Origin of the sequence: Streptomyces sp. NPDC001401 (assembly GCF_042895385.1) — a bacterium.
In the GTDB taxonomy this organism is placed as follows: Bacteria; Actinomycetota; Actinomycetes; order Streptomycetales; family Streptomycetaceae; genus Streptomyces.
The window spans coordinates 859391-882343 of record NZ_JBIAWI010000002.1; the positions used below are offsets into that span (position 1 = coordinate 859391).

At 70.7% G+C, this 22953-nt stretch carries 18 protein-coding genes; 13 read left to right on the forward strand and 5 right to left on the reverse strand.

The window, feature by feature from the left end; all coding sequences use genetic code 11:
- Window positions 1-26: 26 nt before the first annotated feature.
- From pcaC to ACFY10_RS11440, 3 genes are all read left to right on the forward strand, one after another.
- Window positions 27-1337 (forward strand): 4-carboxymuconolactone decarboxylase, encoded by a 1311-nt coding sequence (gene pcaC, locus ACFY10_RS11430; protein ID WP_390664822.1) that lies wholly within the window; start codon window positions 27-29, stop codon window positions 1335-1337.
- Window positions 1338-1408: 71 nt separating this feature from the next.
- Window positions 1409-2044, forward strand: a complete 636-nt coding sequence (locus tag ACFY10_RS11435) for an MBL fold metallo-hydrolase (RefSeq protein WP_390664823.1) — start codon at window positions 1409-1411, stop codon at window positions 2042-2044.
- 62 nt (window positions 2045-2106) lie between these two features.
- Window positions 2107-2886 (forward strand): exodeoxyribonuclease III, encoded by a 780-nt coding sequence (locus tag ACFY10_RS11440; RefSeq protein WP_390664824.1) that lies wholly within the window; start codon window positions 2107-2109, stop codon window positions 2884-2886.
- Window positions 2887-2982: 96 nt separating this feature from the next.
- Here ACFY10_RS11440 and ACFY10_RS11445 read toward each other — a convergent pair whose 3' ends face one another.
- Window positions 2983-4749: an SGNH/GDSL hydrolase family protein gene (locus ACFY10_RS11445; RefSeq protein WP_390664825.1), complete on the reverse strand. Its 1767-nt coding sequence runs from the start codon at window positions 4747-4749 to the stop codon at window positions 2983-2985.
- A gap of 165 nt (window positions 4750-4914) precedes the next feature.
- On the opposite strand from ACFY10_RS11445, the gene ACFY10_RS11450 reads away from it, so the two are divergent.
- Together ACFY10_RS11450 and ACFY10_RS11455 are read left to right on the forward strand one after the other, a co-directional pair.
- On the forward strand, window positions 4915-5322 hold the full coding sequence (locus ACFY10_RS11450) for a DUF6278 family protein (protein ID WP_390664826.1): 408 nt from the start codon (window positions 4915-4917) through the stop codon (window positions 5320-5322).
- Window positions 5323-5460: 138 nt separating this feature from the next.
- Window positions 5461-6204: an amino acid ABC transporter ATP-binding protein gene (locus ACFY10_RS11455; protein WP_390664827.1), complete on the forward strand. Its 744-nt coding sequence runs from the start codon at window positions 5461-5463 to the stop codon at window positions 6202-6204.
- Between the two features lie 36 nt (window positions 6205-6240).
- Here ACFY10_RS11455 and ACFY10_RS11460 read toward each other — a convergent pair whose 3' ends face one another.
- The gene (locus ACFY10_RS11460; RefSeq protein WP_390664828.1) at window positions 6241-7806 is read right to left on the reverse strand and encodes a CocE/NonD family hydrolase; all 1566 of its coding nucleotides are present in this window, start codon (window positions 7804-7806) and stop codon (window positions 6241-6243) included.
- 116 nt (window positions 7807-7922) lie between these two features.
- Window positions 7923-8681 carry a hypothetical protein gene (locus ACFY10_RS11465; protein ID WP_390664829.1) on the reverse strand — a complete coding sequence of 253 codons (759 nt, stop codon included), beginning with the start codon at window positions 8679-8681 and terminating at the stop codon, window positions 7923-7925.
- A 105-nt stretch (window positions 8682-8786) separates the two neighbouring features.
- Between ACFY10_RS11465 and ggt the strand changes: the two genes are divergently transcribed.
- Window positions 8787-10601: a gamma-glutamyltransferase gene (ggt, locus tag ACFY10_RS11470; RefSeq protein ID WP_390664830.1), complete on the forward strand. Its 1815-nt coding sequence runs from the start codon at window positions 8787-8789 to the stop codon at window positions 10599-10601.
- Between the two features lie 97 nt (window positions 10602-10698).
- On the opposite strand, the gene ACFY10_RS11475 is transcribed toward ggt, so the two are convergent.
- Both ACFY10_RS11475 and map read right to left on the reverse strand, forming a co-directional pair.
- A complete protein-coding gene (locus ACFY10_RS11475; protein ID WP_390664831.1) occupies window positions 10699-13236 on the reverse strand; it encodes an ATP-dependent Clp protease ATP-binding subunit in 2538 nt (845 codons plus the stop codon).
- Window positions 13237-13416: 180 nt separating this feature from the next.
- Window positions 13417-14196: a type I methionyl aminopeptidase gene (gene map / locus ACFY10_RS11480; protein WP_390664832.1), complete on the reverse strand. Its 780-nt coding sequence runs from the start codon at window positions 14194-14196 to the stop codon at window positions 13417-13419.
- A gap of 32 nt (window positions 14197-14228) precedes the next feature.
- Between map and ACFY10_RS11485 the strand changes: the two genes are divergently transcribed.
- The 7 genes from ACFY10_RS11485 (at window position 14229) to hydA (ending at window position 22946) form a co-directional block, all read left to right on the forward strand.
- Window positions 14229-14489 carry a helix-turn-helix domain-containing protein gene (locus tag ACFY10_RS11485; RefSeq protein ID WP_390664833.1) on the forward strand — a complete coding sequence of 87 codons (261 nt, stop codon included), beginning with the start codon at window positions 14229-14231 and terminating at the stop codon, window positions 14487-14489.
- A gap of 137 nt (window positions 14490-14626) precedes the next feature.
- On the forward strand, window positions 14627-16549 hold the full coding sequence (locus ACFY10_RS11490; RefSeq protein ID WP_390664834.1) for a hypothetical protein: 1923 nt from the start codon (window positions 14627-14629) through the stop codon (window positions 16547-16549).
- Window positions 16550-16729: 180 nt separating this feature from the next.
- Entirely contained in the window at window positions 16730-17572 is an 843-nt protein-coding gene (locus tag ACFY10_RS11495; protein WP_390664835.1) for a nitrilase-related carbon-nitrogen hydrolase, read from the forward strand.
- Entirely contained in the window at window positions 17569-18852 is a 1284-nt protein-coding gene (locus ACFY10_RS11500) for an aspartate aminotransferase family protein (RefSeq protein ID WP_390664836.1), read from the forward strand. The genes ACFY10_RS11495 and ACFY10_RS11500 overlap by 4 nt, the downstream gene beginning before the upstream one ends.
- A gap of 27 nt (window positions 18853-18879) precedes the next feature.
- Window positions 18880-20445, forward strand: coding sequence for a PucR family transcriptional regulator (locus ACFY10_RS11505; RefSeq protein WP_390664837.1), 1566 nt, complete (start codon window positions 18880-18882; stop codon window positions 20443-20445).
- 155 nt (window positions 20446-20600) lie between these two features.
- Complete coding sequence (locus ACFY10_RS11510; RefSeq protein ID WP_390664838.1) at window positions 20601-21443, forward strand: nitrilase-related carbon-nitrogen hydrolase; 843 nt, start codon at window positions 20601-20603, stop codon at window positions 21441-21443.
- Window positions 21444-21542: 99 nt separating this feature from the next.
- Window positions 21543-22946: a dihydropyrimidinase gene (hydA, locus tag ACFY10_RS11515; protein WP_390664839.1), complete on the forward strand. Its 1404-nt coding sequence runs from the start codon at window positions 21543-21545 to the stop codon at window positions 22944-22946.
- Window positions 22947-22953 lie beyond the last annotated feature (7 nt).

A 22953-nucleotide genomic window follows, 5' to 3' on the forward strand; every position in this document is an offset into this window, starting at 1 on the left:
CAAGAAAAGGCGGTTAGCGTGGAGCAGTGAGTGAGACGAAGACCCCTGCCCTCCAGTACCGCTTCGACGGCCCGGAAGACGCCCCGGTCCTCATCCTCGGTCCCTCGCTCGGCACGACCTGGCACATGTGGGACCGCCAGGTGCCCGAGCTGGCGAAGCAGTGGCGCGTCTTCCGCTTCGACCTGCCGGGGCACGGCGGCGCGCCCGCCTACCCGGTGGGCTCGGTGGGTGAACTCGCCTCCCGGCTGCTGGCCACGCTCGACGGGCTCGGCGTGCAGCGCTTCGGCTACGCGGGCTGCGCGCTCGGTGGCGCGATCGGTCTCGAGCTGGCCCTGCGCCACCCGGAGCGGCTCGCCTCGCTCGCGGTGATCGCCGCCTCGCCCCGCTTCGGCACGGCCGACGAGTTCCGCCAGCGGGGGGTGATAGTGCGGACGAACGGGCTCGACCCCATAGCCCGTACCTCCCCCGACCGCTGGTTCACCGGCGGGTTCGCCGCCGCACAGCCCGCGATCACCGACTGGGCCGTGCAGATGGTCCGCACCACGGACCCCGGCTGCTACATCGCCGCCTGCGAGGCGCTGGCCGCGTTCGACGTACGGCCAGAGCTCGGCCGCGTCGGCGTGCCCACCCTCGTTCTCGTCGGCTCGGAGGACAAGGTCACCGGCCCCGCCGCGGCCCGCACCCTGGTCGCCGGCATACCCGACGCGCGCCTCGCCGTCGTCCCCGGCGCCTCCCATCTGGTGCCGGTCGAGCAGCCCGCCGCCGTCACCGATCTGCTGGTCCGGCACTTCTCCACCGCCTGGCAGCCCGGCTACGTCGAGTCGTCCACGGGGCAGATCGCCATCCCGGCTGCGCCCGTCAAGCCCGTGCTCGCACCGCCCCCGCAGCCCCAGCAGCCCGCGCCGATCGCCGAGATCGCCCCGGCCCCCGTCGTGCCCCCACCGACGAACGGACGGCCCGACCCCTACGACGCCGGGATCAAGGTGCGCCGTGAGGTGCTCGGTGACGCACACGTCGACCGGGCGCTGGCGCAGGCGGACGAGTTCTCCGGCGACTTCCAGGAGTTCATCACCCGGTACGCATGGGGCGAGATCTGGGACCGCCCCGGCCTCGACCGGCGCTCGCGCAGCTGCGTGACCCTCACCGCGCTGGTCGCGGGCGGTCACTTGGACGAGCTCGCCTTCCACACCCGCGCCGCCCTGCGCAACGGCCTCACCCCGAGCGAGATCAAGGAGGTGCTGATGCAGGCGGCCGTCTACTGCGGCCTGCCGGCGGCGAACAGCGCGTTCAAGGTGGCCCAGCAGGTCATAAGAGAGGAAACGACCCCCACCGAGTGATCGTCAGCCGGGCAGCAAAAGCACCTGTCTCAGCTGCCCGAGGTTCCCCAGAACGGGGCAGGATGGGAGCCATGAAGCTCACGAAGAAGTCGCACTCCTGCGTCCGTCTCGAGAAGGACGGGCGCACGCTCGTCCTCGACCCCGGCGGGTTTTCCGAGCAGGACGCCGCGATCGGCGCGGATGCGATCCTCGTCACGCACGAGCACCCCGACCACTTCGACGAGGGCCGGCTGCGGGCAGCCATGGAAGCCGACCCGGCCGTCGAGATCTGGACCCTGGCCTCCGTCGCGGAGCAGATCTCGGCAGCCTTCCCGGGCCGAGTGCACACCGTCGGCCACGGCGACACGTTCACCGCCGCGGGCTTCGACATCCAGGTCCACGGCGAGCTGCACGCCGTCATCCACCCGGACATCCCGCGCATCACGAACGTCGGCTACCTCGTCGACGGCGGCAAGGTCTTCCACCCCGGCGACGCCCTCACCGTCCCCGACCACCCGGTCGAGACGCTGATGCTCCCGGTGCAGGCCCCCTGGAGCAAGATCTCCGAGGTCATCGACTACGTCCGCGAGGTCAAGCCACAGCGCGCCTACGACATCCACGACGCCCTCCTCACCGACCTCGCCCGCCCCGTCTACGACCGCCAGATCGGCGCGCTCGGCGGCTCGGAACACCTGCGGCTGACGCCGGGAGACTCCGCAGAGGTCTGAGCAGGGGCCCATGGACAGCGGGCGAGGCGGCGTTGTCAGACGCGCCCGGTAGGTTGTGAGGCATGCGCATCGCGACCTGGAACGTGAACTCGATCACCGCCCGCCTGCCGAGGCTCCTGGCCTGGCTGGAGAGCAGCGGCACGGACGTGCTCTGCCTCCAGGAGGCCAAGCTGGCCGAGGAACAGTTCCCGTTCGACCAGCTGCGCGAGGCGGGCTACGAGGCAGCGGTGAACGCCACCGGCCGGTGGAACGGCGTGGCGGTGCTCTCCCGCGTCGGCCTCAAGGACGTGGTCAAGGGCCTGCCCGGCGACCCCGGTTACGACGGCAGCGAGGAGCCCCGCGCCATCTCGGCGACATGCGGCCCCGTCCGGGTCTGGTCGGTCTACGTGCCGAACGGACGCGAGGTGGACCACCCCCACTACGCGTACAAGCTCCAGTGGTTCGAGGCCCTCAAGGCCGCCGTCGCCGGCGACGCGTCCGGCAGCCGCCCCTTCGCGGTCCTCGGCGACTACAACGTGGCCCCGACGGACGACGACGTCTACGACGTGGCCGCCTTCGAGGGCCTCACCCACGTCACCCCGGCCGAGCGCGCGGCCCTGGCCTCCCTGCGCGAGGCCGGCCTCTCGGACGTGGTCCCGCGCCCCCTCAAGTACGAGCACCCCTTCACGTACTGGGACTACCGCCAGCTCTGCTTCCCCAAGAACCGCGGCATGCGCATCGACCTGGTCTACGGCAACGAGCCGTTCGCCAAGGCGGTCACCGACGCCTACGTCGACCGCGAGGAGCGCAAGGGCAAGGGCGCGTCGGACCATGCACCGGTGGTGGTCGACCTGGACGTGTAGAGCATCACCTTCACTTCAGCCACTTCAGCCCGTCCGGCGTTTGAGGACGAGGCCGTTGAGGCCGAAGCGGGGTCTGGGGGCGCAGCCCCCAGGCGGTCACGGCACCAAGGCCCGCAGATCCACCGACCGGGCCATCGCAGCGAGCCCCGCATCCCCCGGATGCAGATGATCCCCGCTGTCGTACGCGGACAGCATCCGAGCCGGCTGCTGCGGATCCCGCAACGCCGCATCGAAGTCGAGCACGCCGTCGAACACCCCGGCACCCCGGATCCACGCGTTCACCGCGGAGCGCTCCGCTTCGACGCCAGCCGTGCACCGCGCCTCGCCCCCGCAGGGCAGGATCGTGCCGGCCAGCATCCGCAGGCCTCGTGCATGCCCGCGGTCCGCGATCTCCCGCAGCCCCGCGACGATCTGCTGCGCCGTGGCCTGCGACCGCAGGTCGTTCACGCCCTCGAAGACGACCGCCGTACGCGCCGAGGTCTGGGCGAGGACATCCCTGTCGAACCGGTGCACGGCGCTGACTCCGGCCATGTCCGTGGAGATCCCGTCGCCGGGGTACCGGTCGGTGACCACACGGTTTCCGGAGATCCCCTGGTTGAGCACGCCGTAGCGCGGGACCAGATTCTGCGCCAGCAGCCGCGCGGCCAGCACATTGGGCCACCGCCGGTTCGCGTCCGTCGTGGACTTGTCCCCGTCGGTGATCGAGTCCCCGAGCAGCACCACCGACCCCGGCCCACCCCCCACGTCCACACCGGTCAGCAGCGGCCACCTGGTCAGGACCGTGGTGTACGCCGCCCCGGAACCCTCCGCCGCATGGTCGCCCGTCACGCTCACATACGACCGCTGCACCGCGAGCTGGTGCACGGGCGCAGCCGCCACCGGGCCGGGAAGATGGAAACTGACCAGCAGATTCGCGTCCGAGGGCACCGCGAAGTGGAGCGGATCGCTGAACACCTGTGCCCCGGCCGGGATCTCGGCCCCCGCCACGCCCCGGAAGGACAGCGGCACCGGCACGCCCCGCGCCGTCGCCCCCGCCTTCTGTACGGCCACCGTCGCGCTGCCGATCCGTACCGGCGCCGCCGCGAACGTGTTGTCGAACCGCAGCCGCAGCCGCGGCCCGCCCACCGACGTGTGCACCACCAGCCGCACCGTCCGGTCGCTCCACGGCCCCTCGGCCCGAATACCGGAGGTCGCCGCCGCCCAACTCCCGGTCCAGCCCCTGTCCGACGTCCGCACGGCCAGCGCGAAGACATGCAGACCGGCAGCCCGCGGCAACTGCACGGAGGCGACCTGGAGCCCCCGGACCAGCGGCACCGTCACGACGTACAGCCGGGCCTGCTCGGCGAGTTGACCGCCGGGTGTGTTGATGTGCGGCAGTGCCAGCGCCTTCGTGGCGAGCGGGCCGGCGCGCCAGTCGGGAGCGGCCAGTGCGTACGAGGAGCGGGTGCGGTCCCGGTACGAGACCGAGCCCGTGCCGCTCGCACCGGCCCCGCCCGTGCCCGCCACCAGGAAGGCGAGCGCATCGCCGCGTCCGCCGACGCGCACGGACTGTCCGTCGGCCAGTACGTTGTCCGGCTCGCCCGGCACCCGCCGCGGCCACGTCAGCCGGGCCCCCTGCACGGTGAGTGCGCGGCCGGGCGTCCAGCCCGCGGCCGTCAGGTCCTGGGCCGACAGGGAGCCGCCGTAGCCGTCGAAGTCCGCCAGGCCCGGACGGGCGTTGTCGCTGACCGCGGTACTGTCGAAGAGCCGCTCCAGCGGCTGTGGTTCCGCCCTGCCGTCGGCAGCGGCCCGTGCCGACACGGCCGGCGCCAGGAATGCGAACGAGACGATGGCAACCGCGAATCCCCGCACACGTCGACGCACGGCCGACTCCTCCCGCTCACCAGTGGGACGAAAGACGCATCGCGAAGCTAGAGAGACGACAGAGACCCGTCAACGAGCCATGCGCGGACTCGGCGTGAAATCGCCCCGAAGTGACCGCCCGCGCGCCTGTGGTGCGCACGCCGGTGCGAATGACACGCTGGGGGTATGAAGATCCCTTTTCTGGGCCACCGGCATGAGAAGCACGGCATCCCCGACCCGGAGGGCATCGCCGAACTCCTCTCCGAGTGCGAACTGCTCCGCTCCCAGGCGTCCCGGGAGGGCGTCCAACTCGATGATTCCGCCGCCTCGTTGGAGGCGCTCGACCAGCTGCTGCCGCGCTGGCGCGACGACCCCGAGGTGCTGCACTGGCTCGGCAACGACGCCGGCCTCTACCTGGGCACCGTCATCGTGCGCACCGTGCCCGGCGCCGCCTGGGAGATCTGGCCCGACGGCCAGCCCGTCGTCCGGCTCGCCTCGGGCCGCGAGTTCGATGTCGTGACCTCCGGGCACGAGTGGGCCGTAAGCGGGGTGCCCGAGCTCTCGCAGCTGTACGGCGAGGTCGCGGAGACGTGAAGCGTTGAACGAAGTCATCGACCTAAGATCGACGTAAATACGGCTTATGCCCGAAAAGTGCGTGTCGTGATGTGAGCCAACTCCTGTCCGGATAGTTTGCGGCAACCACGACACAGCTGAGAGTGAGTAGGGCTGCGAATGGCCGTCGATCCGCTGATCGAGCTGCATGACGTCAACAAGTACTACGGGGAGTTGCATGTTCTGCAGGACATCGACCTGACCGTCGGCAAGGGGGAGGTGGTCGTGGTCATCGGCCCGTCCGGGTCGGGAAAGTCGACACTGTGCAGGACGATCAACCGGCTGGAGACCATCCGGTCCGGCACGATCCTGCTCGACGGGCAGCCGCTGCCCGAAGAGGGCAAGGCCCTCGCGCGGCTCCGTGCCGACGTCGGCATGGTCTTCCAGTCGTTCAACCTGTTCGCGCACAAGACCGTCCTGCAGAACGTCTCGCTGGGGCAGATCAAGGTCCGCGGACGCAAGAAGGAAGAAGCCGACAGGCGCTCCCGTCGGCTCCTCGACCGCGTCGGACTCGCCGACCAGGCGCCCAAGTTCCCGGCGCAGCTCTCCGGCGGCCAGCAGCAGCGGGTGGCCATCGCCCGCGCCCTCGCCATGGAGCCCAAGGCGCTCCTGTTCGACGAGCCCACCTCGGCCCTCGACCCCGAGATGATCAACGAGGTCCTCGAGGTCATGCGGCAACTGGCCCGCGACGGCATGACGATGGTCGTCGTCACCCACGAGATGGGCTTCGCCCGCTCGGCCGCCAACCGTGTCGTCTTCATGGCCGACGGCCGCATCGTCGAGGACCGCGCGCCCGAGGAGTTCTTCACCGACCCCCGCAGCGAGCGCGCCAAAGACTTTCTGTCCAAGATCCTCAAGCACTGAGCGACAGAGCCATGCCCGGCCGGCGGCAGCCGGAGATCACTGCTTGCGCAGCGGAATCGACACGTACGACGGGTCGTTCGCCGGCGAGGAGAAGGTCAGCTGAGCGCCGGACGGGTTGTGCTCGATGTAGAGCGGGTCGACCGTGTCGACGACCAGGGCGAGCCGGTGCCCTGCCGGGACGTCGTAGGCCGTGGAGAACAGATCCAGGTCGAGACCGAACGGCTTTCCGGGCGTGTTCCCGTGGAAGGTGTACGGCGCGTTGCTGACCAGCTTGCCGAGGCCGAGCGGCCCCACGTCGTAGAGGTAGGCGACGAGGGTGCCGCTCTCCTTGGTCGGGGTGACCGTGGTGTGCAACTCGGCCGTACCGCGGATCTGTTGGGTGGTGTCGTACTTCTCCGACTGCCATACGGCGGCCCAGCGGCGGGGGAGCAGGGGGATCGAGGCCATCGGGGGCAGCTGGGCCACCTGGTCGAGGATGCTGGACAGGAAGACGATGCCGCCGTCCGCCCCGGAGTCGACGTTCGTGTGGATCGTGGTCGTGCCGGCGAGGGCGATCTTCCGCTCGGTCGCGGCGACCGACTTCCAGTCCGGATAGCCCTCGTAGCCGCCCGTGGAACGGGACTTGAGCTGCACCGGCTCCTCGCGGTCGATGCCGTTGTCCTCGCCCTTGAGGTAGTGGTCGAACCAGCGCTCGGTGTCGGTCCACACGTCGTTGGGCAGTCCGAACAGCCCGGTCAGCTCGGCGGTCGCATGGTCGCCGGGGCGGAACTCGAGCCGCTTCGGGCCGGTCAGCTTCTCGTAGAAGTCCGCGTACTGGTTGGGCGGGAAGATCGTGTCGCCCCAGGCGTTGGCCATCATGACCGCGGCGCCGTTCTTGTTCAGTTGGTCCAGGTATGTAGCGGCCGAACGTTTCTTCCCCCAATCGATCATCTCCTGTTCCTTGGAGAGGTTGGAGGCGTAGAAGTTGTCGAAGAGCTGCCGGAGTTCGGGGCTCTGGCGGCCGGTGACCAGGCTCGCGCCGTCCAGCAGGCCCGCGGCCTGGACGTGCTGGGTGCGGCCGGAGTAGATCGAGTCGATCAGGTCGGCCCAGCCGCTGAGCGAGGCGACCGCCTTGATGCGCTTGTCGTGCGCGGCGGCGATCAGGCTGATGCCGGCGCCGTACGAGACGCCCGCCATGCCGATGTGCTTCGAGTCCGCCGGGGTGTTGGCGAGCGCCCAGTCGATGACCTTGGACGCGTCGGCTATGTCCGGTGGGCCGGCCACTTCTATCTCACCGCCGGACTGCCAGAAGCCCCGCACGTTGTAACTGACCACGATGTAGCCGGAGTCGGCGAGTTTCTGGGCCTGGGCGAGGTACTCGACCTGCGGCAGGCCCCAGCTCGTCGGGAGCACGAGCAGCGGGTAGCGGTGCGCGCCGTCGGCGCCCGCGGGCATGATGACGTTCGCCTTGAGGACGGTGCCGCCGTCGCCGGTGATGTCGACGAACCGGACGGCGTCCGCCGCCTGTGCGGTGGGGGCGAGCCCGAGGGCGCTACCGGCGATCAGAGTCGCGGAGACGGCGCCCACGGCGGTCGTACGCAGGGCCTTGCGATGGTTTCCCACGGGTCACTCCTCACTCGTGTCAGTGCAAAGTGACCCGACGGTAACCTTGGCCCTTTACCGGAGGTAACCCGTCGGTAAGTTACGTGGGAGTAACGATTGTTGTCGTGTGAATGAATTCAGGAGGCGCGGTGCGAGTTGCGGGGAGCCGCGGGTGTCGGCAGCGGTGCCTGTGCTGCCCGTGTCACGTCCGCGACGAGCTCGGCGACGTCCGGGCCGTACGCCTGTGAGTTGACCACCTTCAGCAGGAGGACGAACGTGTTGTTGCCGTACTTGCGGGCCAGTCGCTCGTAGTTGCGGGCGAGGTAGCGGGTCGCGGCCTGGTTGGTGATCGCGGTCTGGCCGCTGAACAGGAAGACGGGCCGGGTCAGGCCGGGTTGTCCGGCCGTGAGCCGTGCCAGCAGCACGTATTCGGACAGGCCTTTCTCCATGCGGTAGCGCTCGCTGCCGATCTGGAACGCCAGCCGGTCCGGGCCCGGTTCCGGGTCGGTGTTCACCCGTACTCCGGGGAGCATGGCCTGCATATGGGCGGCCATGCGCCGATTCGACCCCGGGCCGCCGACGCAGAACTCGGTCCGTTCACCGAAGCCCTGCCGGGCCGCGTCCTGGGTGATCACCTCGGCGTGGGCGCCGCAGTCCTTGATGAGGGCGGAGAGTTCCAGTAGTGCGAACACGTCGTAGCGGTGCACCGCGAGGTCGGGGCTGCCGGCGTCGCGGTTGACGACGAGCAGCGACTCGGAGTTGTCGGGCAGCCCGAAGAAGGCCTGCTTGCGGCGGAGTTTCCGCTTCCACAGGTAGGTGCGGGCCAGCCAGCCGAGGGCGGCGCTGATGCCGGCCGCCACCACGCCCAGGACGATGTTGCGCACGTCGTCATTCATGGGCGCGCATGGTACCGGGCGAACACAAACCCGTGTTCGAGACGGTCCTGACGGGGACATGCCCTTGGATTAAGCTGCGCGAACGGTCCTTCACTGGAGGTGCGGATGCGTCGCTCTGTCGCACGGAAACTGTCGGTCCTGGCGGTCTCGGCCGCTGTGGTGTCGGTGGGGGCGGCGGCGCCACCCGCCGCAACAACGAGCGGCACTCCTGCGAAAGTTCCGGTCGCCGTCGGCTACGGCGGCGCCGTAGCGAGCGTCGACGCGGACGCCTCCGCGGCCGGCATCGAGGTCCTGAAGAAGGGCGGCAACGCGGTCGACGCGGCCGTCGCCACCGCCGCCGCGCTCGGCGTCACCGAGCCCTACTCCTCCGGTGTCGGCGGAGGCGGCTACTTCGTCTACTACGACGCCAAGTCCCGTACGGTGCACACGATCGACGGCCGCGAGACCGCGCCGCTCACCGCCGACTCCAACCTCTTCGTGGAGAACGGCAAACCGCTCGCCTTCGCCGACGCCGTCAGCAGCGGCCTGAGCGTCGGCACGCCGGGCACGCCCGCCACCTGGCAGACCGCGCTCGACAACTGGGGCAGCAGAAGACTCGGCACGGTGCTCAAGCCCGCCGAGCGGATCGCCCGCGACGGCTTCACCGTCGACGACACCTTCCGCTCGCAGACCGCCTCGAACGAGACCCGCTTCCGCTACTTCCCGGACACGGCGAAGCTGTTCCTGCCGGGCGGGCAGCTCCCGGTGGTCGGCTCCACGTTCAAGAACCCCGATCTCGCCCGCACCTACGAGGAGTTGGGCAGGAAGGGCGTAGGCACGGTCTACGACGGCGACCTCGGCGACGACATCGTCCGCACCGTGAACAACCCGCCCGTGGACCCGGGTTCCGGCTGGAACGCCCGCCCGGGCAAGCTGTCCGACAAGGACCTCGGGGCCTATCGCGCCAAGCTCCAGGCGCCCACGAAGACCTCGTACCGCGGGCTCGGTGTCTACTCCATCGCGCCGTCCTCCTCCGGCGGCACGACCGTCGGCGAGGCCCTCAACATCCTTGAGAAGACGGACCTTTCGAAGGCGAGCGAGGTCCAGTACCTGCACCACTACATCGAGGCCAGCCGGATCGCGTTCGCCGACCGCGGGCGCTGGGTCGGCGACCCCGCCTTCGAGGACGTACCGACGAAGGAACTGCTCTCGCAGAAGTACGCCGACTCGCGGGCGTGCCTGATCAAGGACGACGCGGTGCTGACGAGCCCGGTGGCACCGGGGGATCCGCGGAACCCGGCGGCGTGTGCCTCCGGCGGTACGGCGGCCCCGACGACGTACGAAGGTGAGAACACCACGCACCTCACCGTCGCCGACAAGTGGGGCAACGTCGTCTCCTACACGCTCACCATCGAGCAGACCGGCGGCAGCGCGATCACTGTGCCGGGCCGCGGGTTCATCCTCAACAACGAGCTGACGGACTTCTCCTTCACCCCGGCGAACCCGGCCGTGCACGACCCGAACCTGCCGGGACCGGGCAAGCGGCCGCGGTCGTCGATCTCGCCGACGATCGTGCTCGACAAGCACAACAAGCCGGTGGTGGCGCTCGGTTCGCCCGGTGGGGCGACCATCATCACCACGGTGCTTCAGGTTCTGACCGAGTTCCTGGACCGGGGGCTGCCGCTTGTCGACGCGATCGCCGCGCCGCGCGCCAGTCAGCGGAACGCCGCGCAGACGGAGCTGGAGCCCGCGCTGTACAACGACACGAGTGCGGGTGGCCTGCGGGCGCAGCTCGAGGCCATTGGGCACTCGTTCAAGCTGAACCCCGAGATCGGGGCGGCTACGGGTGTGCAGCGGTTGCCTGGTGGGAAGTGGCTGGCAGCCGCTGAGACTGTGCGGCGTGGTGGTGGGTCCGCGCAAGTGGTCCAGCCGGCACCGTAGTCGTCTGCGGGTGTGTGGGGGCTGGTCGCGCCCACGCGGCGGAGCCGCATATCGATACAGCCCCGCGCCCCTGAAGGGGCGCATCCGGCCGGCCCCGTCAGAGTTCGGGGGCGATCGGCAGATCCTCCGTACGGAAGGTGAGCCGCCCGCCCTCGACGTCCACCGTCACCCGGCCGCCCTCCCCGACCCGCCCGTCCAGCAGCAAGCGCGACAGTTGGTTGTCGACCTCGCGCTGGATGGTGCGGCGCAGCGGGCGGGCGCCGTACTCGGGCTCGTAGCCGCGCTCGGCGAGCCAGTCGACGGACGGGTCCGTGAACTCGACCGTGACGCCCTGTGCCTGCAGCAGGCGGCGGGTCTTCTCCAGCAACAGCTCGGTGATCTGCCGGAGTTGGTCGCCGGTGAGCCGGCGGAAGACGACGATCTCGTCGATGCGGTTGAGGAACTCCGGCCGGAAGTGCTCGCGCAGCGGCCTGAGGATCTGCTCGCGCCGGGCCTCCTCGTCGGCGTCGGCACCATCTGCCCCGAAGCCGATGCCGGCGCCGCGCCGGCCGATCACCTCGGAGCCGAGGTTGCTGGTCATCACGATGACCGTGTTGGTGAAGTCGACGGTCCGGCCCTGGGAGTCGGTGAGCCGGCCGTCGTCGAGGACCTGGAGCAGGATGTTGAAGACGTCCGGGTGCGCCTTCTCCACCTCGTCCAGCAGGAGCAGTGAGTACGGGTGGCGGCGCACGACCTCGGTGAGCTGGCCCGCCTCCTCATGGCCCACATAGCCGGGCGGGGCGCCCACCAGGCGGCTGACGGTGTGGCGTTCCTGGTACTCGCTCATGTCCAGACGGACCATGCGCTCCTCGCTGCCGAACAGGGCCTCGGCGAGCGCGCGGGCCAGCTCGGTCTTGCCGACGCCGGTCGGCCCGAGGAAGAGGAAACTGCCGATCGGCCGGTCGGGGCTGGCGAGCCCGGCGCGGGAGCGCATCACCGCCTCGGCGACCACGCTCACCGCCTCCTCCTGCCCGACGACCCGCTTGTGGAGGTGCTCCTCCAGGCCGAGCAGTTTCTCCTTCTCCTCCTGGGTGAGGCTGGCGACCGGGATGCCCGTCTGCCGGGAAACCACCTCGGCGATCGCCTCGGCGGTCACCTCCAGCTGCCCCTCGTCGGCCTCTTCGTCACCCGCGGTGTCCGCGATCCGCTGCTTCAACTCCGTGATGCGATCGCGCAGTTGGGTCGCCCGCTCGTACTGCTCGTCGGCGACCGCCTGGTCCTTGTCGCAGGTCAGCTGCTCGACCTCGCGCTCCAGGGCCCGTACGTCGGTGCCCTTCGTCCGCGCCCGCAGCCGTACCCGCGCACCGGCCTGGTCGATGAGGTCGATGGCCTTGTCGGGCAGCCGGCGGTCGGTGAGGTAGCGGTCGGACATCTCCACGGCGGCCACCAGGGCCTGGTCGGTGTAGCGGACCTGGTGGTGGGCCTCGTAGCGGTCGCGCAGGCCGCGCAGGATCTCGATCGTGTCCGGTACGGAGGGTTCGGGCACCAGGATCGGCTGGAAGCGGCGGGCCAGCGCCGCGTCCTTCTCGATCCGGCGGAACTCCTCCAGTGTGGTGGCGCCGACGATGTGGAGCTCGCCGCGGGCGAGCGCCGGCTTGAGGATGTTTCCGGCGTCCATCGCGCCGCCCTCGCCGCCTCCGCCGGCGCCGACGACCGTGTGCAGCTCGTCGATGAAGACGATCAACTGGTCGGAGTGCGTGCGGATTTCGCCGACGATGTTGTTGAGACGTTCCTCGAAGTCGCCGCGGTAGCGGGTGCCCGCGACCACACCGGTGAGGTCCAGGGCGACCACCCGCCGCCCGATCAGTACGTCGGGCACGTCCCCGTCGGCGATGCGCTGCGCGAGCCCCTCCACGATGGCGGTCTTGCCGACGCCCGCGTCACCGATCAGCACCGGGTTGTTCTTGCCGCGCCGCGACAGCACCTCGATCGTCTGCTCGATCTCCTCGTCCCGGCCGATCACCGGGTCGATACGGCCCTGCCGGGCCAGGTCGGTGAGGTCGCGCCCGTACTTGTCCAGGGTGGGCGTGCCGGTGGCGCGCGCGTGCTCGGTACGGCTCTGCGCGGTCTCCGGCGCCTCGGGCGGCAGCCCGGTGGGCGCGTAACGGGCCGAGTGGAGGATGTGCCCGGCCGCCGAGTCGGGGTTCGCGGCCAGGGCGCTGAGCACGTGCTCGGGGCCGATGTAACCGGCGCCGCTGGCCCGCGCCAGGTCGTGGGCGTCGAGCAGGGCCCGCTTGACGGCGGGGGTGAGGGAGAGCGAGGTGGGCGGCGGTGCCTCCTCCGGTGTGTGCTGGACCGGGCCGGAGCGCTCGTCGATCTCCGACGCCAGCGAGTCGGGATCCGCGCCGGCCCGGCTGAGCAGACTCCGGGTCGGCTCGCTGGCCAGCGCGGCCCGCAGCAGATGCTGGGTGTCCAGGTCCCGGCTGCCGTGCTCGGCCGCGTACTGGGCGGCCCCACGGACCAGTTCCCGGGCGGGCTGACTGAGCAGCCTCCCTATGTCGATCTGCCGGGGGCCCGGGCGCGGGCCGCCGAAGAAGCGGGCGAGGAATTCTCCGAAGGGGTCGTAGCCCTCAGGGCCACTGAAGCCGCTGGTCATGGCCTTCCGTTCCGGCGTCCCGACGGGCGGCCCGGGACGCGCTCGCTGATCGACGTGCCGGCCCGTGCGGGTGCCCCAACAGGGCCCGGTCACACCACCTTCGCACGACCGCCGGAAGGGGGCACGTCCAGGAGCGCATGCAGGCGTGCCCCGACAGGAAAGGCTCCGGAACGAGCTGCGTCAGTTCTTCGGATTCCGCTCGGTGAGGATCCGCGGACCGGCGTCCGTGATCGCCACCGTGTGCTCCACGTGGGCCGCGCGCGAGCCGTCGTTCGTGCGCAGGGTCCAGCCGTCCGCCGCCGCGTGGTAGTCGTCCCGGCCGCCGGCGATGAGCATCGGCTCGATGGCGAGGGCCATGCCGTGGCGCAGGGGCATGCCACGCCTCGGACGGCCCTCGTTCGGGACCCCGGGGTCCTCGTGCATACGGCGCCCGATGCCGTGTCCGCCGAAGCCGTCCGGGATGCCGTAGCCCGCCGCGCGGCACACGGAGCCGATCGCGTGCGCGATGTCGCCGATGCGGTTGCCGACCACCGCCGCCTCGATGGCCGCCGCCAGTGCCTGCTCTGCCGTCTCGATCAGCCGTACGTCCGCCGGGCGTGGCTCGCCGACCACGAAACTGATCGCCGAGTCACCGACCCAGCCGCCCAGTTCGGCGCCGCAGTCGATGGAGACCAGGTCGCCGTCGCGCAGCCGGTAGCCGGTCGGGATGCCGTGCACGATCGCGTCGTTCACCGAGGTGCAGATGACGGCCGGGAAGGGGACCGGGGCGAAGGAGGGGCGGTACCCGAGGAAGGGCGAGCCCGCGGCCGCCTCCCGCAGCACCCCGCGCGCCACCTCGTCCAGCTCCAGCAGGGAAACGCCCACGTCAGCGGCGCGCCGGACGGCCGTCAGGGCTTGCCCGACCACCTGCCCCGCCTCGTACATGGCGTCGATCGATGTGTCTGTCTTCAGCTCCACCATGCCAATTACTATACCGGTATTAGAATGACGGCATGGTGCGCACCCCTCTCACCCCCGAAGAGCGCGAACGCGGCGAGCGGCTCGGGCGACTGCTCCGCGAGGCCCGCGGCGGACGGAGCATGGCGGACGTCGCGGTGGACGCCGGGATCTCCGCGGAGACCTTGCGGAAGATCGAGACGGGCCGCGCTCCGACGCCGGCCTTCTTCACGGTCGTCGCGCTGGCCCGAGCGCTCGGCCTGTCGACGGACGAACTCGCCGGGGCCTGTGCGCCGGTCGCGGCGCGAGCCGCGTGATTCCGGCCACGCGCACGTCACGTTCCGGCAGGAAGGGCGTACTCTGCGTCCCGTCCGAAAACTTCTCGTAGCGCTCCCGTAACACGGCTCGTGTTGTCTAACGGACCGGAGTACTCCGGTCTGGTAGGAGTTGGGCGATGGCTGTGGATCAACTCCCGGGCCGGGTACGGGAGTTCGTGAACTACCTGAACGGCCTGCTGGCGCGCCTGGATCAGGGCGGCGGCTGGTGCGCGGTGTTCTGGCAGCGCGACCCCGACGGCATGCGAGCCTGTCTCGAGGGGCGTGAACTGCCGCCCTGGGACGTGCTGGAGGCGGTCCTTCAGGACCTCGCTGCGGAGTACGGTCCGGGTGCCGCGGCCCAGGAGAAGGAGCGGGCCCGCGGGTTGCACGGCGCCGCGCTCGCCGCCTACGACGCCCGGCCCGGCGGCCGGGAAGCCCTCGGGGACCGGCTCGACGTGATGCTCCGCGAGCAGCGCTACGCCGCCGAACGCCAGGCGGAACTGGGCCGACTGCTCGCCTCCGCCACCACCCGGCAGGAGGCCGACGCCATCCGCCTCGACCTCGCCTGGGCCCGCGACGACCACGAACGAGCCACCGCCCGCTGCGCCGAACTCCGTTCGCGGATGGCCGACTTGGACAGCCGTATGGCAGGCGGCCGGGCGGCGGCGATCCGCCGGGCGCGCATCACGGAGGGCGCGGTCTACCGCATCGACAGGGAGTTCGCCCCGGACGAGGCACCACCGACCGAAACCCGCCCGGGCGACCGGGAGACCTACGGTTCGGGCTTCCCGCAACAGCGCGGCTCGTACGACCCCGGCCCCTCGGACGGGCAGCGGGGCGGTGCCTACGCGGCCTCCGCGGGACCGCGGCCGTACGACTCGTCCGACCGCGGTCCTGTGGGGGCCGGGCAGGGCTTGCGGGACTCCGGCCCCGCGGGGGCGCGGAGCGGCTCGTACGACCCTGGTCTCGCAGGTGGGCAGCAGGACGGGTCCTACGGGGCGGCTGCGTCGGGTGCGGCGCGGCTGTACGACTCGTCCGACCGCGGTCCTGCGGGGGCCGGGCAGGGCTTGCGGGACTCCGGCTCCGGCGGGGCGCGGAGCGGCTCGTACGGCGTTGAGTCCTCGGCCGCGCAGCACGGTCGTTACGAGGACGGTGCCTCCGGCATGTCACAGCAGCGTGCCCCGTTCGAGGCGGCGAGTCCGAGTGCGCCGGCGCACCCCGCCTCGTACGACGCCGACTTCCCGGGCGCGCCCCGGCAGGGCGACGCGGAGCCCTCCGGCGCGACGCAGCCCGTACAGGAACAGCCCGCCCCCGAACCTCCCGCCGCCAAGCAGCGCAAGCGCCGTCGAGGCAGTGCGCGGTTCGCCGGTATGGCCGAGGAAGAGGCCGCCCCCGTCGCCGTACCGCCGACCGCCGCACCCGTCCTGCCTGCTGCCCAGGCCACCGGCCGCACCCCGCGCGGAGCGCGGTTCGCAGGGGCTGCCGAGGCGGCGGAGGGGCCGCAGCAGCCGGCGGTCGAGTCGTTGGACACCGCGGGGCCGCGGGAGGTCGTCGGGGCCGTCGAGCGGCTGGTGCGGCTGCGTGCCGAGGGGCACAGCGGCGAGGCGCACGCCCTGCTCGTCGACGCCGCCTACTGGCCCGCCGCCCGTTTCCCGCTGCTCGCCGCGGAGCTGCAGCGCGCCGGACTCGGCGCCGACTGGGCGACCCTGCTGTGGGAGGCCGCCTCGCTGCCCGCCGACCGGCTGGTGGCCGCGGCGGACGCCCTGGTCGCGGCCGGGCGCGGGCCCGACGGCGAGCAGATCCTGCGGCAGGGCGTCGCCCGGCCCGCCACCGAGATCGGGCAGGCCGTGCTGGGGCTGGCCGGCGAGGGGCGCCACCGCGAGGTGCGCGCTCTGCTCGACGCGTATGTCCGCGTCCGCACCCCCGAGGAGGCGGCCCGCAGCGCCGAGCCCGACCCGCAGACCCTGGTACCGCTCCTGCTGGAGGCCGCGCAGGGAGTCTCCGACGAGCGACACTGGGATCTGGTGCACGCCCTCCGGGTCGCCGGTTTCGCCGCCTGACACACCCCCGTCCACCCGTCCCACCGGCCCCTCCGCTCCTCCACAGGAGTGCGAAACGTGATCGACTCCGCGGGTTAACGGCGATGGTCTTGGCAAGGCTCTCCCGGAGGCTTACGTTCATCCCTCTACGGCCTCGTCTACGGGCGTAGAGGCTCTGACGACCCGCCGAAGGAGCAGCTCATGGCCAACGTCGTACGTGCCGCTCTGGTCCAGGCCACCTGGACCGGCGACACCGAGTCCATGGTGGCGAAACACGAGGAGCACGCCCGCGAGGCGGCCCGCCAGGGTGCGAAGATCATCGGTTTTCAGGAGGTCTTCAACGCCCCCTACTTCTGTCAGGTCCAGGAACCCGAGCACTACCGCTGGGCCGAGCCGGTGCCGGACGGGCCGACCGTGAGTCGTATGCAAGAGCTCGCCCGCGAAACAGGCATGGTGATCGTCGTGCCGGTCTTCGAGGTCGAGCAGTCCGGCTTCTACTACAACACCGCCGCCGTGATCGACGCCGACGGCACCTTCCTCGGCAAGTACCGCAAGCACCACATCCCGCAGGTCAAGGGCTTCTGGGAGAAGTACTACTTCAAGCCGGGCAATGTGGGCTGGCCGGTCTTCGACACCGCCGTGGGCAAGGTCGGCGTCTACATCTGCTACGACCGCCACTTCCCGGAGGGCTGGCGGCAACTCGGGCTCAACGGCGCCCAGTTGGTGTACAACCCGTCGGCCACCTCGCGCGGCCTGTCCGCCTATCTGTGGCAGCTGGAGCAGCCGGCCGCGGCCGTCGCCAACGAGTACTTCATCGCCGCGATCAACCGGGTCGGCCAGGAGGAGTACGGCGACAACGACTTCTACGGGACCTCGTACTTCGTCGACCCGCGCGGCCAGTTCGTCGGCGAGAGGGCGAGCGACAAGACCGAGGAACTCGTCGTCCGCGACCTCGACTTCGACCTGATCGAGGAAGTGCGGCAGCAGTGGGCGTTCTACCGTGACCGACGACCCGACGCCTACGAAGGGCTGGTGCAGCCGTGACCGACCTCTACGCCCGCCACAAGTCGGTACTGCCCGACTGGCTCGCCCTCTACTACGAGGACCCCCTCGAGATCACCCACGGCGAGGGCCGCCATGTCTGGGACGCCGAGGGCAACAAGTACCTCGACTTCTTCGGCGGAATCCTGACCACGATGACCGCGCACGCGCTGCCCGAGGTCACCAAGGCGGTGAGCGAACAGGCCGGGCGGATCCTCCACTCGTCGACCCTGTACCTGAACCGCCCGATGGTCGAACTGGCCGAGCGCATCGCCCAGTTGAGCGGCATCCCGGACGCCCGTGTCTTCTTCACCACCTCCGGCACCGAGGCCAACGACACCGCCCTGCTGCTCGCCACCACTTACCGGCAGAGCAACACGATCCTGGCGATGCGCAACAGCTACCACGGCCGCTCCTTCAGCGCGGTCGGCATCACCGGCAACCGTGGCTGGTCGCCCACCTCGCTGTCGCCCCTCCAAACGCTGTACGTGCACGGGGGTGTGCGGACGCGGGGCCCGTACGCGGGGCTGAGCGACGACGAGTTCATCGCGGCCTGCGTCGACGACCTCAAGGACCTGCTCGGCCACACCCGCCCGCCCGCGGCCCTGATCGCCGAGCCCATCCAGGGCGTCGGCGGCTTCACCTCCGGGCCGGACGGCCTCTACGCGGCCTTCCGCGAGGTCCTTGCCGAGCGCGGCATCCTGTGGATCGCCGACGAGGTGCAGACCGGCTGGGGCCGCACCGGCGACAACTTCTGGGGCTGGCAGGCGCACGGTCAGAGCGGCCCGCCGGACATCCTCACCTTCGCCAAGGGCATCGGCAACGGCAGCTCCATCGGCGGTGTCGTCGCCCGCGCCGAGATCATGAACTGTCTCGACTCCAACAGCATCTCGACGTTCGGCGGCACCCAGATCACCATGGCGGCGGGCCTCGCCAACCTCACCTACCTGCTGGAACACGACCTGCAGGGCAACGCCCGGCGGGTCGGCGGGCTGCTCATCGAGCGGCTGCGGGCCGTCGCCGCGCAGGTCCCGCACGTACGGGAGGTGCGCGGCCGCGGTCTGATGCTCGGCATCGAACTGGTGAAGCCGGGCACCGACGAGGCCGACCCGGACGCCGCGTCCGCCGTCCTCGAAGCGACCCGCGCGGACGGGCTGCTCATCGGCAAGGGCGGCGGCCACAACACCAGCGCCCTGCGCATCGCCCCGCCGCTGTCCCTGACGGTCGCGGAGGCCGAGGAGGGCGCCGCGATCCTCGAACGCGCTCTGAGGAGCCTCTCGTAGCAGTGCACTGACCAAGGGAACGACGCCATGACCACCACCTTCGGGACCTTCGAACCGGCGCTGTCGGTGCGCCAGGTGCTGGCCCTGGAACGGGTCCTCGCCGGGGAGCCCGAGGTGGTGGCCGGCGCCTCCCAGCTCGACCGGCCGGTGCGCTGGGTGCATGTCGCCGAGGCGCCCGACGTGGGCGTGATGCTCAGCGGCGGCGAGATGGTGCTCACCACCGGCGTGCTGCTCGCCGGCGACGAGGAGAAGCAGGCCGAGTACATCCGGTCCCTGCACCGCGCGGAGGCCGCGGCCGTCGTGCTCGGCCTGGGGCGGGCGTTCCCCGCCCCGCCGGACGTGATGCGCCGGGCCGCCGAGCGGTGCGGGCTGCCGATGGTCGTCCTGCACCGCCCCTTCCCCTTCGCGGAGCTGACGGAGGAGGTCCAGTCCCGGCTGGTACGGCGGAAGTTCGCGGCTGTCAGCCTCTCGGAATCCGTACGCACGGCGCTCACGGGGCTCATCACCGCGGGCGCCCCGCTGCAACGGCTCCTCGACGAGATCGCCCAGCACAGCGCCTGCCCTGTCGTCGTCACCAACCTCGCCCACCGTGTCCTCGCCACGGCGGGGGAGCGGCCGGCCGTGGACGACGTGCTGCGCGACTGGGAGCGCATCGCCCGGCAGGCCGGCGGCAGCGAGGGCGACGGCTGGATCCGCGCCGAACTCGGCGGGCGCGGCGAGCGCTGGGGCCAGATCATGCTGTGCGGCTACCGTGGCGACACCGCCACCGGACGCCTGCTCGCCGACCGGGCCGCCGAGGCCCTCGTCCTGCACCGCATGCTCGGCGGCAACTCCGCGCACACCTGGGAGGAGCAGTCCGCGCAGAGCCTGCTGACCGACCTGGTCAGCGGGGTCGTACCGGCCAGGCAACTGCTGCCACGCGCGCGTGCCGCCGGACTGCCGGTCAACCGGCGCACGTTCGTGCCGCTGGTCGTACGGGACGGAGAACCGGCCCAACTCGACCGGGTGCTACGGATGTTGGGGCTGCCCGGTCTTGTCGCCGAGCTGGCCGACGCGGCCACCGCAGTTCTGCTCAGCCTGGCCCGCGACCAGGACGCCGAGGCGCTCGCCACGCACTTCGCGGCAAGGCTCCGTACGGAATCGGGATCGACGAAAGCCGTGGTGGCCGCCGCCGACCCGCGCACCGCCTGGGACGACGTGCCCGCCGGACTGCGCGAGGCCCAGCACGTCGCCGACGCCATCGCCGACTCCTCGGCCGTCCTCGACCTCCCGGCCGTCGTACGCCTCAGGGACGTACATCTGCGCGGCCTGATCCGGCTGCTGCGGGACGATCCTCATGTGCAGTCGTTCGCGGAGCGGGAGTTGGACGGTCTGCTGTGCTCGGCCGACGAGGATCTGCTGTCCGTGCTGCGCACCTATCTCGCCACCGGCCGCAACAAGTCCCGCACCGCCCAGCTCCACCACGTCTCCCGGCCCGCGCTCTACCGGCGCCTGGAAGCCATACAGGGTCGGCTCGGCGTGGACCTCGACGACTTCGAGCAGGCCGCCTCGGTGCACATCGCGCTCCTCGCGCACGACGCGCAACAGGGCTGAAACATGCCACGACCTGGGAAAACGCCGGTGAAACATGGGCTCGGGAGAGGGTGACACCGTGACACGCCGCACACCCGCAGACGTGACACGCTGCAACTCAAAGCCTGATTTCGGACTTCCTAGTCTTCTCGCACACCGAGCGACCGGAGGTCCCGATGAGCAGAGTGATTCGTGCCGCCCTCTTCCAGACCGCGTGGACGGGCGACAAGGAGTCGATGATCCAGGTACACGAGCAGGCGGCCCGCGACGCGGCCGCGCAGGGTGCTCAGGTCCTGTGCTTCCAGGAGCTGTTCTACGGGCCCTACTTCTGCCAGGTCCAGGACAAGGCGTTCTACGAGTACGCCGAACAGATCCCGGACGGCCCGATCGTCAAGCGCTTCCAGGCGCTGGCCAAGGAACTGGGCCTCGTCCTGATCCTGCCGATGTACGAGGAGGAGCAGCCCGGCGTCCTCTACAACACCGCGGCCGTGATCGACGCGGACGGCTCGTACCTCGGCAAGTACCGCAAGCACCACATTCCCCAAGTGCCGGGATTCTGGGAGAAGTTCTACTTCCGCCCGGGCAACGCCGGCTGGCCGATCTTCGAGACCGCCGTCGGGAAGATCGGCGTCTACATCTGCTACGACCGCCACTTCCCGGAGGGCTGGCGGGCGCTGGGGCTGGAAGGCGCCGAGATCGTCTTCAACCCGTCGGCCACCTCGCGCGGCCTGTCCGCCTACCTGTGGCAGCTGGAGCAGCCGGCCGCGGCGGTCGCCAACGAGTACTTCGTCGGGGCGATCAACCGGGTGGGTGTCGAGGAACTGGGCGACAACGACTTCTACGGGACCTCGTACTTCGTGGACCCGGAGGCCCAGTTCGTCGGCGAGGTGGCCAGCGACAAGGAGACCGAACTCGTCGTGCGCGACCTGGACTTGGCGAAGCTGCGCGAGGTCCGCGACCGCTGGCAGTTCTTCCGCGACCGCCGCCCGGACGCGTACGCCCCGCTTACGGCGCCGTAAAACCAGGCGGTACCCCCCGCGCCCTGAAGGGGCGCGGGGAACTGCGCGATCAGCCACAACCGACCCGCACTTTTCGACAACCGAACGGAGCGTGAACCCATGGTCGGCCGTACCGTGATCCGCGGCGGTCTCGTCATCACCGCGTCCGACGAACTCCACGCCGACGTCCTGATCGAGGACGGCCGAATCGCCGCCCTCGCTGCCGCCGGCACTTCCGCCGCCGAGACCTGGACGGCCGAGCGGACCATAGACGCCACCGGCAAGTACGTCATCCCGGGCGGCGTCGACGCCCACACCCACATGGAACTTCCCTTCGGCGGCACCTTCGCCTCCGACACCTTCGAGACCGGCACGCGCGCGGCCGCCTGGGGCGGTACGACCACGATCGTCGACTTCGCCGTGCAGAGCGTCGGCCACTCCCTGCGCGAGGGCCTGGACGCCTGGCACGCGAAGGCGGAGGGCAACTGCGCGATCGACTACGGCTTCCACATGATCGTCTCCGACGTGAACGAGGAGACGCTCAAGGAGATGGACCTCCTGGTCGAGGAGGGCGTGACCAGCTTCAAGCAGTTCATGGCCTACCCCGGGGTCTTCTACTCCGACGACGGCCAGATCCTGCGCGCCATGCAGCGCTCCGCCGAGAACGGCGGCCTGATCATGATGCACGCCGAGAACGGCATCGCGATCGACGTGCTGGTGGAGCAGGCACTGGCCCGCGGCGAGACCGACCCGCGCTATCACGGGGAGGTGCGCAAGGCCCTGCTCGAAGCCGAGGCCACCCACCGCGCCATCAAGCTCGCGCAGGTCGCGGGTGCGCCGTTGTATGTCGTGCACGTCTCGGCCATGGAGGCAGTGGCCGAGCTGGCACGGGCGCGCGACGAGGGGCTCCCGGTCTTCGGCGAGACCTGTCCGCAGTACCTGTTCCTTTCGACCGACAACCTCGCCGAGCCCGACTTCGAGGGCTCGAAGTACGTGTGCAGCACGCCGCTTCGCCCCAAGGAGCACCAGGCCAAGCTCTGGCAGGGCCTGCGCACCAACGACCTGCAGGTCGTCTCCACCGACCACTGCCCCTTCTGCTTCGTGGGCCAGAAGGAGCTCGGCCGCGGCGACTTCTCCAAGATCCCCAACGGCCTCCCGGGCGTCGAGAACCGCATGGACCTGCTCCACCAGGCCGTCGTCGAGGGGCACATCAGCCGCCGCCGCTGGATCGAGATCGCCTGCGCCACCCCGGCCCGGATGTTCGGCATGTACCCGAAGAAGGGCACCATCGCGCCGGGCGCCGACGCCGACGTCGTCATCTACGACCCCAACGCCGAGCAGGTCATGTCGGTCGACACGCACCACATGAACGTCGACTACTCGGCCTACGAGGGCAAGCGCACCACCGGCCGGGTCGAGACGGTGCTCTCGCGCGGCGAACTCGTCATCAACGAGCGGGAGTACACCGGACACGCCGGTCACGGCGTCTACACCCCGCGCTCCACCTGTCAGTACCTCAACTAGGAGTGGC

Excerpts from the sequence above, each read along its gene's own strand:
- ACFY10_RS11435 (WP_390664823.1), top strand. The coding sequence starts at position 1,409 with ATGAAGCTCACGAAGAAGTCGCACTCCTGCGTCCGTCTCGAGAAGGAC.
- ACFY10_RS11440 (WP_390664824.1), top strand. The coding sequence starts at position 2,107 with ATGCGCATCGCGACCTGGAACGTGAACTCGATCACCGCCCGCCTGCCG.
- ACFY10_RS11450 (WP_390664826.1), top strand. The coding sequence starts at position 4,915 with ATGAAGATCCCTTTTCTGGGCCACCGGCATGAGAAGCACGGCATCCCC.
- ACFY10_RS11455 (WP_390664827.1), top strand. The coding sequence starts at position 5,461 with ATGGCCGTCGATCCGCTGATCGAGCTGCATGACGTCAACAAGTACTAC.
- ACFY10_RS11465 (WP_390664829.1), bottom strand. The coding sequence starts at position 8,681 with ATGAATGACGACGTGCGCAACATCGTCCTGGGCGTGGTGGCGGCCGGC.
- ggt (WP_390664830.1), top strand. The coding sequence starts at position 8,787 with ATGCGTCGCTCTGTCGCACGGAAACTGTCGGTCCTGGCGGTCTCGGCC.
- ACFY10_RS11475 (WP_390664831.1), bottom strand. The coding sequence starts at position 13,236 with ATGACCAGCGGCTTCAGTGGCCCTGAGGGCTACGACCCCTTCGGAGAA.
- map (WP_390664832.1), bottom strand. The coding sequence starts at position 14,196 with ATGGTGGAGCTGAAGACAGACACATCGATCGACGCCATGTACGAGGCG.
- ACFY10_RS11485 (WP_390664833.1), top strand. The coding sequence starts at position 14,229 with ATGGTGCGCACCCCTCTCACCCCCGAAGAGCGCGAACGCGGCGAGCGG.
- ACFY10_RS11490 (WP_390664834.1), top strand. The coding sequence starts at position 14,627 with ATGGCTGTGGATCAACTCCCGGGCCGGGTACGGGAGTTCGTGAACTAC.
- ACFY10_RS11495 (WP_390664835.1), top strand. The coding sequence starts at position 16,730 with ATGGCCAACGTCGTACGTGCCGCTCTGGTCCAGGCCACCTGGACCGGC.
- ACFY10_RS11505 (WP_390664837.1), top strand. The coding sequence starts at position 18,880 with ATGACCACCACCTTCGGGACCTTCGAACCGGCGCTGTCGGTGCGCCAG.
- ACFY10_RS11510 (WP_390664838.1), top strand. The coding sequence starts at position 20,601 with ATGAGCAGAGTGATTCGTGCCGCCCTCTTCCAGACCGCGTGGACGGGC.
- hydA (WP_390664839.1), top strand. The coding sequence starts at position 21,543 with ATGGTCGGCCGTACCGTGATCCGCGGCGGTCTCGTCATCACCGCGTCC.